The organism is Shewanella sp. 10N.286.51.B2 (assembly GCF_041469265.1).
Classification (GTDB): domain Bacteria; phylum Pseudomonadota; class Gammaproteobacteria; order Enterobacterales; family Shewanellaceae; genus Shewanella.
The window spans coordinates 1-17,153 of the sequence record NZ_JBFRKH010000042.1; the positions used below are offsets into that span (position 1 = coordinate 1).

The 17,153-nt window shown below is 43.0% G+C and carries 17 protein-coding genes; all 17 read left to right on the top strand.

Going from position 1 to position 17,153, the window contains the following annotated elements:
* The coding region (locus tag AB4140_RS11325) for a flagellin (RefSeq protein ID WP_372001032.1) at positions 1–150 on the top strand (150 nt) is incomplete at its 5' end.
* 271 nt (positions 151–421) lie between these two features.
* Entirely contained in the window at positions 422–817 is a 396-nt protein-coding gene (locus AB4140_RS11330) for a flagellar protein FlaG (RefSeq protein WP_102519861.1), read from the top strand.
* Positions 818–895: 78 nt separating this feature from the next.
* Positions 896–2,263, top strand: a complete 1,368-nt coding sequence (gene fliD, locus AB4140_RS11335) for a flagellar filament capping protein FliD (protein ID WP_372000982.1) — start codon at positions 896–898, stop codon at positions 2,261–2,263.
* Positions 2,264–2,364: 101 nt separating this feature from the next.
* Positions 2,365–2,697, top strand: coding sequence for a hypothetical protein (locus tag AB4140_RS11340; protein WP_102439481.1), 333 nt, complete (start codon positions 2,365–2,367; stop codon positions 2,695–2,697).
* Positions 2,698–2,703: 6 nt separating this feature from the next.
* The gene (gene fliS, locus AB4140_RS11345; RefSeq protein ID WP_102439482.1) at positions 2,704–3,108 is read left to right on the top strand and encodes a flagellar export chaperone FliS; all 405 of its coding nucleotides are present in this window, start codon (positions 2,704–2,706) and stop codon (positions 3,106–3,108) included.
* A 399-nt stretch (positions 3,109–3,507) separates the two neighbouring features.
* Positions 3,508–4,938, top strand: a complete 1,431-nt coding sequence (locus AB4140_RS11350; protein ID WP_372000984.1) for a sigma-54 dependent transcriptional regulator — start codon at positions 3,508–3,510, stop codon at positions 4,936–4,938.
* 152 nt (positions 4,939–5,090) lie between these two features.
* On the top strand, positions 5,091–6,266 hold the full coding sequence (locus tag AB4140_RS11355) for a PAS domain-containing sensor histidine kinase (protein ID WP_102439484.1): 1,176 nt from the start codon (positions 5,091–5,093) through the stop codon (positions 6,264–6,266).
* Positions 6,259–7,602, top strand: a complete 1,344-nt coding sequence (locus tag AB4140_RS11360) for a sigma-54-dependent transcriptional regulator (RefSeq protein WP_372000986.1) — start codon at positions 6,259–6,261, stop codon at positions 7,600–7,602. The genes AB4140_RS11355 and AB4140_RS11360 overlap by 8 nt, the downstream gene beginning before the upstream one ends.
* 228 nt (positions 7,603–7,830) lie before the next feature.
* Positions 7,831–8,172 (top strand): flagellar hook-basal body complex protein FliE, encoded by a 342-nt coding sequence (gene fliE, locus AB4140_RS11365; RefSeq protein ID WP_102439486.1) that lies wholly within the window; start codon positions 7,831–7,833, stop codon positions 8,170–8,172.
* Between the two features lie 54 nt (positions 8,173–8,226).
* A complete protein-coding gene (gene fliF, locus AB4140_RS11370) occupies positions 8,227–9,921 on the top strand; it encodes a flagellar basal-body MS-ring/collar protein FliF (protein WP_102439487.1) in 1,695 nt (564 codons plus the stop codon).
* Positions 9,911–10,954 (top strand): flagellar motor switch protein FliG, encoded by a 1,044-nt coding sequence (gene fliG, locus AB4140_RS11375; protein ID WP_102519856.1) that lies wholly within the window; start codon positions 9,911–9,913, stop codon positions 10,952–10,954. The genes fliF and fliG overlap by 11 nt, the downstream gene beginning before the upstream one ends.
* A 44-nt stretch (positions 10,955–10,998) precedes the next feature.
* Entirely contained in the window at positions 10,999–11,976 is a 978-nt protein-coding gene (gene fliH, locus AB4140_RS11380) for a flagellar assembly protein FliH (RefSeq protein WP_102475401.1), read from the top strand.
* Positions 11,945–13,282, top strand: coding sequence for a flagellar protein export ATPase FliI (fliI, locus tag AB4140_RS11385; protein WP_303502415.1), 1,338 nt, complete (start codon positions 11,945–11,947; stop codon positions 13,280–13,282). The genes fliH and fliI overlap by 32 nt, the downstream gene beginning before the upstream one ends.
* Entirely contained in the window at positions 13,282–13,728 is a 447-nt protein-coding gene (fliJ, locus tag AB4140_RS11390; RefSeq protein WP_102439491.1) for a flagellar export protein FliJ, read from the top strand. The genes fliI and fliJ overlap by 1 nt, the downstream gene beginning before the upstream one ends.
* A gap of 147 nt (positions 13,729–13,875) precedes the next feature.
* The gene (locus AB4140_RS11395; RefSeq protein ID WP_372000989.1) at positions 13,876–15,348 is read left to right on the top strand and encodes a flagellar hook-length control protein FliK; all 1,473 of its coding nucleotides are present in this window, start codon (positions 13,876–13,878) and stop codon (positions 15,346–15,348) included.
* 91 nt (positions 15,349–15,439) lie between these two features.
* Positions 15,440–15,964 (top strand): flagellar basal body-associated protein FliL, encoded by a 525-nt coding sequence (gene fliL, locus AB4140_RS11400; RefSeq protein WP_102439493.1) that lies wholly within the window; start codon positions 15,440–15,442, stop codon positions 15,962–15,964.
* 26 nt (positions 15,965–15,990) lie between these two features.
* The gene (gene fliM, locus AB4140_RS11405) at positions 15,991–17,016 is read left to right on the top strand and encodes a flagellar motor switch protein FliM (RefSeq protein ID WP_102439494.1); all 1,026 of its coding nucleotides are present in this window, start codon (positions 15,991–15,993) and stop codon (positions 17,014–17,016) included.
* Positions 17,017–17,153 lie beyond the last annotated feature (137 nt).

A 17,153-nucleotide genomic window follows, 5' to 3' on the forward strand; every position in this document is an offset into this window, starting at 1 on the left:
AACGTAACTGATGCCCGCAGCCGTATTCAAGATGTGGATTTTGCCTCAGAAACGGCGCAGTTAACTAAGCAGCAAATTCTGTCACAAACGTCTTCAGCGATGCTGTCGCAAGCTAACCAGTTACCGCAAACGGCATTGTCTCTTTTATAATGACATCGAAGCGTTAATTAACATCGCGCTAAGAACGCACTAGCATTACGCTAAGATTAGAATTAAAGGGAGACTCGGCAACGATTCTCCCTTTGTGCTTTTTAGCAAAGTGAATGATTGGTCACCTGTTTGGGTGACTGTTTATGTATGGCAATTATCGCATTGGTAACTAAGTTAAATCGATTGTGGTTTTTCTACTTGTTGCCTTTTATCGCCACTATCTTAGTTGGCACATTAATTGCTTTAATTATTGAGTTTGTCGAGGTGCATCATGGATGTCAATATCACCAATGTGGCCAATGCTGCAGTGCGTAAAGATAGTTTAGCAACCCTTGCGGAAAAAAATGCCGCCCAAGCATCAACCGCACTGGCTGAAGAGGGCATTCAAAAAGCCGGCGATGTGGCGCGCACCACAGATAAAGTCAATGAAACGGCCAAAGCCGACGCTGAACAGTTGCAGCAAGCGGTTGATGATATTAATCAGCAATTATCGCTGATGCAAAAAAGCTTAGCCTTTAATATTGATGAAGAGTCAGGGGTGGCGGTGGTTAAAGTTATTGACGTTAAAACTGGTGATTTAATTCGTCAAATTCCCAATGAAGAAGCATTAAAAATGGCGAGCAAGCTCACAGACATTGCCAGTATTTTTATGGAAACTGCAGTGTAGTCATTGTTTTAAAACAATAATCATAAAAGTTATGATTATTCCAAATTAGATAGCAGATATTGCATTAAAGAGGTCGCAATGGGGTTAACATCAGTTGGTATTGGTTCTGGTATGGATATCGCAGGTATTGTTACTGCGCTTGTTGATGCTGAAAGTGCCGGTAAAATTGCCACCTTCAATGCAACTGAAGGCAAACTAAATGCGCAAATATCCGGTATTGGGTTACTAAAAAGCTCACTGTCAGAGTTCCAAACATCACTTAAAGTGCTGACAGAATCAGCAACCTTTGACAGTCATAAAGTGTCCCAATCCAATAGCGATTATTTTAACGCCACGGTAGATGAAAGTGCAGTACCGGGTAAATATCAAGTCATTGTCGAGCAATTAGCCCAGAGTCAAAAAGTTGGCTCTGCTGCTGTTGTAGATGCTGATAGCCCCATAGGTGAAGGTTCGTTAAGCATTGGTGTCGGCAGTGACAGCTTTGATATTGAGGTCGGCGCTGAAGACAGCTTAACTGACATCATGGAAAAGATTAACGCCGCTGAAGATAATGACGGGGTCACCGCCACCATTATTAACGGTGATAATGGCCCGCAGCTTATTTTAGGTGCTAAAAATACTGGCACTGACAATTTAATTACCGTTACCGCAACTGACACCGATGGCGGCACCGGCCTAGCTGATGCCTTTACCATGACTGAGCTTACCCCAGCCCAAGATGCTGTATTAACCGTTGATGGCGTTACGATTACTTCTACTTCAAATGATGTCAGTGATGTGATAACGGGTGTCAGCCTTGAGTTAACCGATGCTGATATTGGCAAAACCACCACCATTACGGTGGATGAAAATACCGAAAAAGCTACCACTGCCATTAATGATTTTGTGGAAAGTTATAATGCCTTAATGACCACGATGCAGGATTTGTCTCGTTATGATCCTGCTACTGAAGAGTCCGGTATTTTACAGGGTGATCCGTTAACTCGTACATTACAAAGTCAGTTAAGAAATATTATTTCCAGTAGTTTTGAAACCAGCTCAGGTAGCGGTTCACAAATGCTAATGAATATTGGCATTACCACCACTCGTGAAGGCTTGCTAGAAATTGATGATGATAAATTATCAGAGGCCATTGAAGCCGATAAAGGCGGCATTAAAGAGATGTTTATCACTGAAGATACTGGCCTTGCTTCACGCTTAGATACCTTTGTTGAAAGCTATTTAGAAACAGGTGGCATTATTGATGGCCGCGATGAAACAGTTAATAATCAGTTGTCTCGCCTTGAAGACAGTCGAGAAGCATTAGATTTAAAAATGAGCGCCTACAGTGACCGTTTATATAAGCAATTTAATGCCATGGATTTAGTGGTGGCAAGCCTTAACTCCCAGTCGAGCTCTTTGTTTAATGCCTTAGATTCTATGCCTGGTGTGGTGAAGAAGACTTAATACAAATTCAATAGGGCTACTTTGGCGATGCTTTGACGATGTAACTCGCTTTTGAGCCCTAAATACTGCTTAACATTATTTCCCCTACGTTGGAGTACTCAGTGAATCCCATCCTTAGTGAACTTGAACAACTCAATTCAGCAGCGTTTTCCGCTATTACGCAAATAGAACAGGCTAAACCGGAAGATGAACAAGTTGATGAGTTGGTATCACAATTGCAGGTACTTATTCAGCGGCGTCAAATTGTCATTCAAGCGTTAGTTAACGATGATAGCGTTACTGATAGAGCAGTACTTGAAAGTCAGTTTGATTACACTCAATCTTTATTTATAAAGGCTACGAGAGTGTTAGAGCATCGCAAGCTATTACTTCAGGCTGGCAATGCGGCTAAGCGCCAAATAAACGTATATAAATCTATAGATGCAAATAGGTAGGTAATTATGAGAGGTTCACTGCAGACATATCGCAAGGTATCAATCGAAAGTGGCATGGCAGTGGCGTCGCCACACCGAATTATACAAATGTTATTAGCAGGTGCACTTGAAAGACTTGCTCAAGCAAAATATGCCATTGATCAAGGTGATATCGCCAGCCGTGGTGAGTTATTGGGTAAGGCTATTGGCATTGTGTCTGGGCTTAATGGCAGTTTAAATATGGAAGCCGATGGTGATGTCGCCGGAAATTTAACTCAGTTATATGACTTTATGTTGCGCAGATTATCAGATGCCAACATCAATAATGATGCTGAAGCCATTGATGAAGTAGCGGGGTTGTTACGAACCATTAAAGAAGGTTGGGATGCTATCCCAGAAGAAATGCACCAAGTAACCTCTGAAGCTAGTTAAGTGTTGATTAACAAAAGGCGCAGCAAGCGCCTTTTGTCGGTTTTCAATGCCGTAAAGCCGGTCACAGTTTGTTGGCATTTGTGTGTAAAGTAGTCTGTTGGTTTCATAAATCAATGAGATGCTGTAATTTTGTGGTTTGTCACTTGATTCTCACTGGCTGATAATACAATATTCATTTTATAAAAACGTTTAGACTATATTGCGCAGATGTCCGTGTTTACACTATGTGTAACCAAAGCGTATAGGTAGGATGTTGTATTAATGTATTTGTGGTAAGTTTGTCACCAAATATTTATCCATATTGCATATAATAATCACAATCAAGTCGCACTTCCGTTTTATCTCGTATAGCGTGATAATGGCTGTGAAATAATAATAACTCGAGCTTTGGCCTTCTTAATGATGCAAATAGAACAACGAATATTAATTGTTGCTGAACCTTCTGACCGTGTTTCTCGTCTTTGTTGTATTTTTGATTTTTTAGGTGAAAAGTATCATCTAATTACTAAAGACGATCTTGCCTCATTAACCGCAGACTGTCGTTATCGGGCGTTAGTGCTTGATACCCAATCAGTCACGGCTGAGTTTATTAAAAGCGTGAAGTCATCAATGCCTTGGCAGCCAGTGCTATTATCAGGTGAAAGTAACCTTAATGGTGGCAACGTATTAGGCACCATTGCTGAGCCAATAAGCTACCCGCAATTGACCGAATTACTGCATTTTTGTCAAGTCTATGGCCAAGCTAAACAGCCGCAAACACCCACCAGCGCTAACCAAACTAAACTGTTCAGAAGTTTAGTGGGCCGCAGTGAAGGTATTGCCAATGTCAGACACCTTATTAGCCAAGTGGCCAGCTCTGACGCAACCGTGCTGGTACTGGGTCAGTCTGGCACCGGTAAAGAAGTGGTAGCCCGTAATATTCATTACATGTCTGATCGCCGCGATGGACCATTTATCCCGGTCAACTGTGGTGCTATTCCGCCTGAGTTATTAGAAAGTGAACTATTTGGCCATGAAAAGGGCTCATTTACTGGGGCTATTTCAACCCGTAAAGGCCGCTTTGAATTAGCTGAAAATGGCACGCTGTTTCTTGATGAAATAGGCGATATGCCACTGCAAATGCAGGTAAAGTTACTGCGGGTATTGCAAGAAAAAGTATTCGAACGTGTCGGTGGTTCTAAAACCATCAATACCGATGTACGCATTGTTGCGGCCACTCACCGTGACTTAGAAACCATGATCAGCGAAAATGAATTTCGAGAAGATTTATATTATCGTTTGAATGTGTTTCCAATAGAAATGCCTTCATTAAGTGAGCGCAGTGATGATGTGCCATTATTATTGCAAGAGCTTGTGAGCCGTGTTTTTAACGAAGGCCGCGGTAAAATCCGCTTTACCCAGCGCGCAATCGAATCATTAAAGGCCCATAATTGGTCTGGTAATGTCCGCGAACTGTCGAATTTAGTCGAGCGTTTAACGATTTTATTCCCTGGTGGCTTGGTTGATGTGAATGACTTACCAAGAAAATATCGTTATATCGATGTGCCAGAATATTGTGTTGAAGTCAGTGAAGAGCAGCAAGAGCGTGATGCATTAGCATCTATCTTCAGTGATGAGGAACCCATAGAGCTACCTGATACCCGCTTTCCAAGTGAATTACCGCCTGAAGGGGTAAACCTTAAGGATTTATTGGCAGAGCTTGAAATTGACATGATCCGCCAAGCGTTAGAGCAACAAGATAACGTGGTTGCCAGAGCCGCTGAAATGTTAGGCATACGCCGAACCACCTTGGTTGAAAAAATGCGTAAGTATGGCATGGGTAAGGATTAAATTACTCACGAGTATAAGTTCTTTAATTGATTGAAAAATAAAAGAAAGCATGCCTTATGGCATGCTTTTTTGTTTTCAGAAATATAAATGTTCTGAAACTGGCATACCTCATGCATTAGCTTGTGAAAAGTTATTATTTTGACGGAGTGACCATGTATTCAGCGCAATCACTAGTAGAACAGCCGCAGTATTGTGATAGCTACAAACTAGCCGAGCCTGCAGCAATTGTCAGCGAGGCGCCAGCAGCGCCAATTACACTGCGTCAATCAGTGAACCTCGATCTGCAAGCTGAAACATCACGTCCGCAAAAGGCAGCTAATATGTCTAATCAAATGGCGCATATTCTTCAAGCTATGCCTTCAGGTGTAGTGATTATCAATGGTGACGGTATTGTGACCTTGGCCAACCCAGTCGCAACTGACTTATTAGGCCGGCCGCTGCAAGGGGCCAAGTGGTTTGACATTATTAACCGCGCTTTTTCACCCCAAGATGATGACGGTTATGAAGTGTCACTAAAAGATGGCCGCCGAGTAAAGCTGGCGATTACTCCGCTGTCGCCAGAGCCTGGGCAGTTAATTGTGTTAACTGACTTAACTGAAACCCGCTTATTACAGAAAAACCTCTCTCATTTACAGCGCTTATCAGCACTGGGCAAAATGGTGGCAACCTTGGCGCATCAGGTCAGAACGCCGTTATCGGCCGCGATGTTATATGCATCAAACCTTGCTAGCCCTAAATTAAATGATACGGCTAAAAAGCGTTTTCAAGGCAAGTTAGTCGATAGGCTTAATGAGCTAGAGCGTCAAGTTAATGACATGCTACTGATGGCAAGAAACAAACAAGATGGCGCCGCAGAGTCGACATCTACTGCAGATATTATTGAGCCTGTGCTGGCAAATTGTGAGCCCATTGTTGAAAACAAACAGTGTAAATTACACTTTATTGATCAAACCGATAAACACATTATGGCTAACACGAATGCCTTAAGCTCGGCGATTAACAATCTGGTGATGAACAGCCTAGAGGCCAATGCCACAGAAATTCAGATTGTGACTGGCGAAGATGAACACGGCATTAATATCGATGTGATTGATAACGGTAAGGGTTTATCAAAAGAGATGCAGCAACAAGTATTGGAGCCTTTTTTTACCACTAAAAGCCAAGGGACAGGCCTAGGCTTAGCGGTAGTGCAAACCGTGGTGAGAAATCATGGCGGCAGATTACAGGTGACATCGCAGCCGCACAAAGGCAGCTTAATTCGACTATCATTTCCTATGGCTAAAGACACGGAACAAGCCAAAAAAATAGTGGAGGGATCCCATGAGTGAAGCCAAGTTACTGTTAGTTGAAGATGATGCCGCGCTGCGTGAAGCCTTACTTGATACCTTGATGTTAGCCCAATATGACTGCGTTGATGTGGGCTCTGCAGAAGAGGCCATTATTGCCATGAAAACCACGACATTTGATATGGTTATTAGTGATGTGCAAATGGATGGTATTGGCGGGCTAGGGCTATTAAACTATTTACAGCAAAACCATAGTAAAGTCCCCATTTTATTAATGACTGCTTTTGCCACCATTGACAGTGCGGTTAGCGCCATAAAACTTGGTGCGGCGGATTATCTGGCTAAACCTTTTGCGCCTGAAGTGTTGTTAAATCAGGTATCTCGCTACTTACCCCTTAAACAAAATTTAGGTCAACCTGTGGTCGCCGATGACAAAAGCTTGGCGCTACTGAATATTGCCCAGCGGGTGGCAAGCTCTGATGCCTCAGTGATGATCATGGGGCCAAGTGGATCGGGCAAAGAAGTGCTAGCACGTTATATTCATCAGAACAGCCCTCGAGCAGAAAAACCTTTTATCGCCATTAATTGCGCAGCAATACCTGAAAATATGCTTGAAGCCACCTTATTTGGCTATGAAAAAGGCGCTTTTACAGGCGCTTATCAGGCATGCCCTGGAAAATTTGAACAGGCTCAAGGCGGCACCATATTGCTTGATGAAATTTCTGAGATGGAGCTAGGGCTGCAAGCCAAATTGTTGCGAGTACTGCAAGAGCGTGAAGTTGAGCGTTTAGGTGGCCGTAAAACCATAGCCCTTGATGTGAGGGTACTTGCCACTTCAAACCGTGATTTAAAGTCCATGGCAACATCGGGCGCATTTCGAGAAGATTTATATTACCGCATTAATGTATTTCCACTAACCTGGCCGGCATTAAACCAACGACCGGCTGATATTTTACCCTTAGCAAGGCACTTGCTGGTTAAGCATGCTAAGGCATTTAATGTCTCACCAGTGCCAGAGTTAGATGAGATAGCTTGTCGTCGTTTATTGGCTTATCGCTGGCCAGGTAATGTCCGTGAGCTGGATAATGTTATTCAGCGCACCTTGATACTGAATAATGGCGAGGAGATAACTGGCGCGGATATTATTCTTGAAGCTGAAGATGTTACTTTGAGCCCCAATGAGCAACCCGTGGCCGCTGCTGAAACGGACGGGCTTGGGGGCGAACTGCAGGCTCAAGAGCATGTGATTATTTTGGAAACCTTAAATCTATGTAATGGTAGCCGTAAAGACGTAGCTGAGAAGCTGGGAATTAGCGCCAGAACATTGCGCTATAAAATGGCTAAAATGCGTGACTTGGGTATTCAAGTCCCTGCTTAAATATCGACGTTTAGTTCATTTTTATACTTAACTCTAAATTCTAAAATATTAGCTTAACCGCTTTGATGTTACTAAAGCGGTTCTATTTTGTGTGTTTTTCACCCTTTCAAGTTGTTTTTAAGCTCTTTTCATGGGCTTAAGTGTATTTAAGCTATTGTTGGCATCCTACTTGCTAATTCTATTGTAACTGTTTTTAAGTCGTCAAATATCCGACGAATGGAGTTTACAATGCAGATTAGTTCAAATCCTTTTTTACAAGAAATGCAATCCTTAAAGGGTGAGATTTCGCCTAATCTTGGCTTACCTATTCAAGCGGATATGATTCAAAAAGTCGGTAATACTTCTGGTGCTGACTTTGGCCAATTGTTATCTCAAGCGGTTGGTGGCGTGGCTGATTTACAATCAAACTCAGCTAATTTAGCCACCCGATTAGAGATGGGTGATAGCACTGTGACCTTATCTGATACCGTGATTGCCCGTGAAAAAGCCGGGGTTGCATTTGAAGCAACGGTGCAAGTGAGAAACAAACTTGTAGAAGCGTATAAAGAAATTATGAGTATGCCTGTTTAGGCTTTTGTTAATAGTATTGTTGTTGATATTCTGGTATTGAAGTAGGTAAATATTGTGAGCACAGATCTAGTATTAGATTCAGATAAAGTCGATAGCACAGGGATTCAGCAGGAAAATAAACCTGGCTTGAAAAGCTCGTTTGGTAGTGCTGACTTTATGCGTCAAATCACTATGATATTGGCTTTAGCTGTATGTCTTGTGCTGGCAGTATTTATGATTATTTGGGCGCAAGAGCCTGAATATAGGCCGTTAGGGCAAATGGAAACTGCTGAAATGATCCAAGTATTGGACGTTTTAGATAAGAATAAAATTGCCTATAAAATCTCCGGCGATGTAGTCAGTATTCCTGAAAACAAATATCAAAATGTCAAACTGCTGCTGGGCCGTGCAGGCGTTGAAGCCAGTAGTCAACCAACCGATTATTTAAGCCAAGACAGCGGTTTTGGTGTTAGTCAGCGCATGGAGCAAGCCCGCCTTAAACAAAGCCAAGAAGTTAATTTAGCCAGAGTGATAGAAGAGCTAAAAAGTATTAGCCGCGCCAAAGTGATATTAGCTATTCCCAAAGAAAATGTGTTTGCCCGTAATAAATCTAAACCTAGCGCTACCGTAGTTGTGAGCGTTCGTCGTGGTAGCCTTGGCCAAGAAGAAATTGACTCTATCGTTGATATTGTCGCCTCAGCAGTACAAGGCTTAGAGCCAAGCCGGGTGACAGTGACCGATTCAAATGGCCGCCTGCTAAATTCAGGTAGCCAAGATGGCGCCTCCTCAAGAGCCCGCCGCGAGCTTGAATTAGTGCAGCATCAAGAAGCAGAATATCGTAACAAAATCGATTCGATATTAATGCCTATTCTAGGCCCTGAAAACTTCACTTCTCAAGTGGATGTCAACATGGACTTCACCGCGATTGAGCAAACCGCGAAACGATTTTCGCCTGATTTACCCGCTGTACGCAGTGAAATGACCATAGAGCGTAATTCAAGCGGTCAATCAATGGGTGGCATTCCAGGGGCATTAACCAATCAGCCTCCTATGGATTCAGATATTCCACAAGAAGCAGGCGCAGAGCAAACTACAGCCGTTAATGGCAATAGCCATCGAGAAGCAACCCGTAATTTTGAACTTGATACCACCATCAGCCATACCCGCCAGCAAGTGGGTGTGGTGCGCAGAGTCAGTGTGTCGGTGGCCATTGATTATAAACCGGGACCAGCTGATGAAAGTGGCATAGTGACCCGCATTCCGCGCACCGAACAAGAGCTAACCAATATTCGTCGCTTACTTGAAGGGGCGATGGGCTTTACCAGTCAACGTGGTGATAGCTTAGAAGTGGTCACAGTACCGTTTATGAACCAGCTTATTGAAGAGCTGCCCGCCGCTGAAATGTGGGAGCAGCCTTGGTTTTGGCGCGCGGTGAGATTGGTGTTAGGGGCGTTTTTAGTCTTAGTGCTGATTTTGTTTGTGATTCGCCCTATGTTAAATCGTTTGTTTAATAACGACGAAGTCGAGATGCCCGAAGAGCCGCGCTTAGGTCATGAATTGGCTGAGATTGAAGATCAGTATGCCGCCGATACCTTGGGTATGCTCAATAGCCAACAAGCAGATTATAGCTATGCCGATGATGGCTCGATTCAAATACCAAACCTGCATAAAGATGATGATATGATTAAGTCGATAAGGGCATTAGTGGCTAATGAACCTGAACTTTCTACCCAAGTAATTAAGAGTTGGTTACAAGAAGATGGCAAATAATACCCTGGTAGCACCCGTAGGCGAACAGGCTACTCTTGAAGAGCTGAGTGGCATTGATAAAACTGCTATTTTGTTACTGAGCTTAAGTGAAGCAGATGCCGCCTCAATCTTAAAGCACTTAGAGCCAAAACAAGTGCAAAAAGTCGGTATGGCCATGGCCGCCATGCAAGACTTTGGTCAAGAGAAAGTCATTGGGGTGCATAAGCTGTTTTTGGAAGAGATTCAGAAGTTTTCTTCCATTGGTTTTAACAGTGAAGAGTTTGTCCGCAAAGCATTAACTGCGGCCCTAGGTGAAGACAAAGCCGGTAATTTGATTGAACAAATTATTATGGGCAGTGGCGCTAAAGGCTTAGATTCGCTTAAGTGGATGGATGCACGCCAAGTGGCGACCATTATTCAAAACGAGCATCCACAAATCCAAACTATTGTTTTATCTTATTTAGAGCCTGATCAAGCGGCTGAAATCTTCAGTCAGTTCCCTGAAAATACCCGTTTAGATTTAATGATGCGCATTGCTAACTTAGAAGAAGTTCAACCAGCAGCTTTGCAAGAATTAAACGACATCATGGAAAAACAATTTGCCGGACAAGGCGGCGCACAAGCTGCGAAAATGGGCGGCTTGAAAGCGGCGGCCAATATCATGAACTTCCTTGATACGGGTGTTGAAGGCCAGATCATGGAAACCATGCGTGAATCTGATGAAGAAATGGCGCAGCAAATTCAAGATCTGATGTTTGTGTTTGAAAACTTAATTGATGTAGATGATCGCGGTATTCAAGCTTTGCTGCGTGAAGTTCAACAAGATGTGCTAATGAAAGCATTAAAAGGTGCTGATGATCAGTTATCTGACAAAATTATTGGTAATATGTCTAAGCGAGCAGGTGAGCTATTACGTGATGATCTTGAAGCCATGGGGCCGATAAGGATCAGTGAAGTGGAAATGGCTCAAAAAGAGATCCTTGCGATTGCGCGTCGATTAAGTGACAGCGGCGAAATTATACTCGGTGGCGGCGGTGGTGATGAGTTCCTATAGTCCGATTTAAGCCGATTTTATAACGAGGTACAACCAGAGCAATCATGACTAAAGCTAATAACAATAATAACCTAACAGAAGTTGATGAAGATTTTAGCCATTGGCAATTACCGGATGTTTCCCAACAAAAAACTGACACTGGCTCAAATTTATTTGGCCAACTAGGACGTCAAAATTCCCAGCCTGTTGCTGAAGACAAGCCCCTTTTACCGCCTACCATGGCTGAAATAGAGCAAATTCGAGTTGAAGCTGAACAAGAAGGTTTTGAGCAAGGCCAGCTTGATGGGCTAGCGAAAGGCACGGAGCAAGGTCGGCTTGAAGGTTTAGAGCAAGGTCACGCTGAAGGCTTTAGCCAAGGAGAACAACAAGGTTATGAAGTGGGTTTAGCCAAAGCTAATGAGATGCTTGAGCGTTTATCTGGCTTAGTTGAGCAATTTGAGCAACCCTTATTAGTGCTTGATGCTGAAATTGAAGCTGAGCTATTACAGCTATCCATTAATCTGACCAAATCCATCGTCGGTAATGAATTACAAACTCATCCTGAACATATTTTATCTGTACTGCGTCAAGGGGTAGATTCGTTACCGATTAAAAAACAACAAGTCACTCTGAGGTTTAGCCCAGATGATGCAGCACTTGTTAATCAATTATACAGTGAAGCGCAATTAGCTAAGAATCGTTGGGAAATTGAAGCTGATCCATCTCTTAAAAACGGTGACTGCATCATTCACAGCGAGCGCTCCAGTGTCGACTTACGAGTTGAAGCGCGTATGAGTCAAGCTCTTAGTGGCTTGCAGCAACAGGTCGCAGCGATTCAGGCCAATGTGCAAACGATTAAGTCAGATTCAAGTCACTACACCACTAGCATTGCCGAGGATGCTAGCGAATGTAGCCTTAAGGTGGTGGGAGCAAAGCGGGATCAACTCACTGATGACAATGTTTCTTCTGTCGTACATGAAGAGGGTTTACACCTTGTTGATGAGGTAGATGATGCTAAATCGCCAACATCAGTTACTAAATAAATTTAAACTTCATAGTAATAAAGTCACCCCCATTCGGCCTGTGGCCAGTGGTCAGCTGGTTAGGGTTGTTGGCTTAACCCTCGAAGCTACCGGCTGTAGAGCCCCTGTTGGCAGTTTATGCTCTATCGAAACCATGGCCGGTGAGCTAGTGGCTGAAGTCGTTGGATTTGATGATGAATTACTTTATCTCATGCCCGTAGATGAATTAAGAGGGGTGTTACCGGGAGCAAGAGTGCAGCCTTTAGGTGAGCAGTCAGGGTTAAGTGTCGGCTTAAGTTTACTTGGTAGAGTTTTAGACGGTAGTGGTTTACCCCTTGATGGCCTTGGACCATTAAATACTGAGCAACATGCCTCGCGTCATGCGCCGCCCATTAACCCTTTATCGCGCCGCGCGATTACCGAACCATTAGATGTTGGGGTTAGAGCCATTAATGCCATGTTGACCGTAGGTAAAGGCCAGCGGATGGGCCTGTTTGCCGGCTCTGGTGTGGGTAAAAGTGTGCTGTTAGGCATGATGACTCGCGGCACCACTGCTGACATTATTGTGGTGGGGCTGGTGGGTGAACGTGGCCGTGAAGTAAAAGAGTTTATTGAAGAGATTTTAGGCCCAGAAGGCCGAGCCAGATCTGTGGTGGTCGCAGCACCTGCTGATACTTCACCATTGATGCGATTACGCGCCTGTGAAACCTCAACACGTATTGCGGAGTATTTTAGAGACCTTGGCTATAACGTATTGTTATTGATGGACAGTTTAACCCGTTACGCCCAAGCCCAGCGTGAAGTAGCCTTGGCAGTGGGTGAGCCTCCGGCGACCAAAGGTTATCCGCCATCGGTGTTTGCTAAATTACCCCGCTTGGTCGAACGGGCAGGTAACGGCGGCCCAGGTCAAGGTTCGATTACCGCATTTTATACCGTGCTTACCGAAGGTGATGATCAACAAGATCCCATTGCCGATGCGTCACGGGCGATTTTAGATGGTCATATTGTGTTATCAAGAACGCTGGCAGATTCTGGCCATTACCCCGCGATTGATATTGAGCAGTCCATTAGCCGCGTCGCACCTATGGTGATTAGCACTGAGCATTTAGAGTCCATGCGTCTGGTTAAACAGATGTATTCACTTTATCAGCAAAACAGAGACTTAATTTCAATTGGGGCTTATTCCCAAGGCAGCGATCCACGCATTGATAACGCTATTCGGTTACAACCAGCGATGAATGCATTTTTACGCCAAGGATTTAAAGATGTTATTTCCTTTGATAACAGTCAAACCATGGTTGGGCAGATTGCTGCTCAGTGTAAATAATGCGCCGGGCTGATCCATTAATCACAGTGCTTAAACTCAATAAAGAAGCAGAAGAACAGGCGGCTTTACAGCTTAAATCTGCACAATTAGAACTACAAAAATGTGAGGGGCAATTAGAGGCGTTAAATAATTATCGTCTCGAGTACATGAAGCAAATGAATGAAAATCAAGGCAAAACGCTAAGTGCCAGTGAATATCATTCTTTTCATGAATTTATTAAGCAAATTGACCAAGCACTAGTGCAGCAAGTTAATACCGTTAAAGAAGCACAAAATCAGACCCAACATCGACAAGTTAATTGGCAGCAAAAGCAACAAAAGCGTAAAGCGGTTGAATTGTTGTTAGCTAAAAATGATCAAAAAGCTCAGCAAATAGCCAATAAACAAGAGCAAAAAGCCTCAGATGAATTTGCGATGCAGCAGTTTATTCGTAAAACCCCGCGTTAAATTCCCTTATCCGTTTTTAGCCTAATTAATTTTTATTCTGGCACTCTTATTGCTTTGTTCGTTATTAATAATAAAAGCGTCAGCAATGTGACTTTCATAATTTTATAGCACCAATAGGTTTTCGGTGTTATTAACTCGGAGTTTGTTATGCAGCAAGTGAGTAATATTTTACTTGGAAATAGCAATAAAATGGCGAATTCCCCAACGGGAGAGACGCCGCAAGGTACTGATAGCTCATCTTTTTTGTCGGCGCTTAATCAAGTTTCTCAAACTGATGAGATGCAGGGTAACACTGAGCAAGCTTCTGAAAATAACACAGATATCAATCTGGTGGATGACAATGCCTCACAAGAGCATATTGCTGCAGAAACCGATATTGCTTTAATCTTTGCTCAAATTGACTTAGCAGAAAATTTTGAAACCAATAGCCAACCAACAGGTGGCAACATATTGCCGCTGGCTATTGAGGCCGATTCAGCTGAACTGTCACAAGAGGCTTTAGGTAACTTAGCTGAAGCGATTTCAATGCCCCAAATAGATGCTATGGCAGCAGATACCGACAGTTCAACTACAGAATTTTTAAGTGACTATTCAGCTGAGCAACTACAAAATTTATCTGAATTTAGTGCAATGTCTGCAGCTGAGTTGTCAGCATTATCAGTCAAGGAGTTAAATCAGCTGATCACTGACTTTAACCAGCAAACTCCCATCCAAGGTGGAGCCTTACTCCCTTTGATTGAGTTAGCAACAACCAGCGCCATAGATAATGCTGAAAAACCAGCCCTTGCACTTAGCAGTGGCTTTAGTTCAATTCATAAAAACATAATGGATAACAATAGCGCTGCTGTTGATGTAAACAAAAACCTAGTTGATGTAAACAAAGGCTTAGTTGATGCAAACAAAACTTTAGGCGCTCCTGACAGTATTGAAGGCAAAATAACCTCAAAGGAATCTGGGGTTAACCTGAGTAAAGCTGAGTTCTCGGTATCCATGGATAAGTCTGCTATTCCTTCCTCTGCCAATAGTCCTAGTAGTAATGCCCTAGCAAATAATGCCATTGTCCTTAGCGCTGGTGAGTTTACTCTTGATGCAGAATCTGTGGATCTCAAGGCGATACAAAATCAAAGTAGCTTAACGTCAGTGCATAAAAGTGATGTGCCGCAATTTCAATTATCGTTACGCCAAGGATCTGAGTCGGTAGGGCAAATGCAGGAGATGATCCAAAAGTTCGCCCCTGTGATGAAGCAACAACTCATGACGATGGTAGGACAGGGCATTCAACATGCGGAAATTCGATTAGATCCGGCAGAGCTTGGCCATATGGTGGTCAGAGTTCAAGTTAATGGCGATCAAACCCAAGTGCAATTTCAAGTGGCGCAGACACAAACCCGAGACCTATTGGAGCAAGCTATTCCGCGGCTACGGGAAATGCTAGCAGAAGAAGGGCTGCAATTGGCTGACAGTCATGTTTCTCAAGACGGCGAACAGCAGAAAAACGCTGATTATGATGAGTCGAGTGCTAGTAATGACAGGCTTTTGGATGAAATTTCAGCACAAGAACTTGAGATAGTCACAAAACATGCCATGAGTGGCAGTTCAGCTATAGATTATTACGCTTAAGTCGGTAACCTATGGGTTAATGATCGCAAAATCAAAAACTAAGCTGAAACTTAGTTAACACAATAATAACAACAGCGTGATGGAATCATTTATGCCAGAAGAAGCTTCTTTAGAATTAACTACCCAGAACCCACCAAAAAGTATCAATAAAATGATTATTTTTTTGGTGGTTGGCATGTTGCTGCTGGCAGGCATTGCTGTGACAGTGCTGTTTTTTATTGGCGACAATGCGAAAGCGACTGCAAACTCACCTGCAACTGACATAAGTACTGCAACTGTAGTAACTGATGCAGCTACTGGTAAGGCAAATTATGTGGGTATGCCAAGACCATTTTTATTCAATCTAGCGGGTGCTAATCGTTCACGTTTAGTTGAAATAAAAGTGCAGTTAATGGTGCGAGGCGATGACGGCGTTACTGCAAAAATGCACATTCCTCTAATTGAACATGCGCTTTTAAACACATTTAGCGCAGCAGATGTACAAAAGCTAAGTACCCAAGCGGGTAAAGATGAATTACGCCAATTAGCCCTATTAAATGTTCAAAATACATTGCAACCCATAACCGGCCAAAAAGTCGTTGAAAGAGTACTTTTTACTGGTTTTGTAATGCAATAACGCCATGAAAAATCCAAGGTGATGATGTGAGTGATTTATTAAGCCAAGACGAAATTGATGCGCTACTCCATGGCGTCGACGATGTTGATGAAGATGATATTTATGATACTGATGAAACCAGAGCATATGATTTCTCCTCTCAAGATCGCATTGTTCGTGGGCGAATGCCAACCCTTGAAATTGTAAATGAACGTTTTGCTCGTCACTTACGCATCAGCATGTTTAACATGATGCGCCGTGCTGCTGAAGTGTCTATTAACGGCGTGCAAATGCTTAAGTTTGGTGAGTACGTTCATACCCTATTCGTACCAACCAGCCTGAATATGGTGCGCTTTAGTCCGTTAAAAGGCACGGCGCTTATCACCATGGAAGCAAGGTTAGTCTTCATTTTGGTGGATAACTTTTTTGGTGGTGATGGCCGCTTTCATGCAAAAATTGAAGGGCGTGAGTTTACTCCCACAGAGCGTCGTATCGTCCAGCTGCTATTGAAAATCATTTTTGAAGATTATAAAGATGCCTGGGCACCAGTAATGGATGTTGAGTTTGAGTATTTAGACTCAGAGGTCAACCCTGCCATGGCCAATATTGTTAGCCCAACAGAAGTGGTGGTCATTAACTCTTTTCATATTGAAGTGGATGGCGGCGGCGGTGATTTTCATATCACCATGCCATATTCGATGATCGAGCCTATTCGTGAGCTGCTTGATGCCGGTGTTCAAAGTGATAAACAAGATACTGATATGCGTTGGGGACAAGCATTGCGTGATGAGATCATGGATGTGCAAGTAGGGATTGATGCCAACATCATTGAGCATGAAGTGACATTAAGAGATGTGATGGGCTTTAAAGCTGGGGATATTATTCCTATTGAACTGCCTGAGCATGTGATGATGCGAGTTGAGGACTTACCGACTTACCGCTGTAAGCTAGGTCAATCCCGCGAAAATCTGGCATTAAAAATTAGCGAAGTTATTCCAAGGCCTGAAACGGCGAAATCAGAATTACAGCTAATTACTCGTAAAGGCAAAGCCCGCGATCTTACTGTGCTATAGACAGGCTTATTTCAAAAAAAGTTTTATTTTAACAATCTTTTTTAAAAAGTTTTTAAACAAGATGCTGAAATTAATAATAATTTATAGATTTAATAATTATTGTCCGTGAATGTTTAACGGATAACATGTCAGAATTT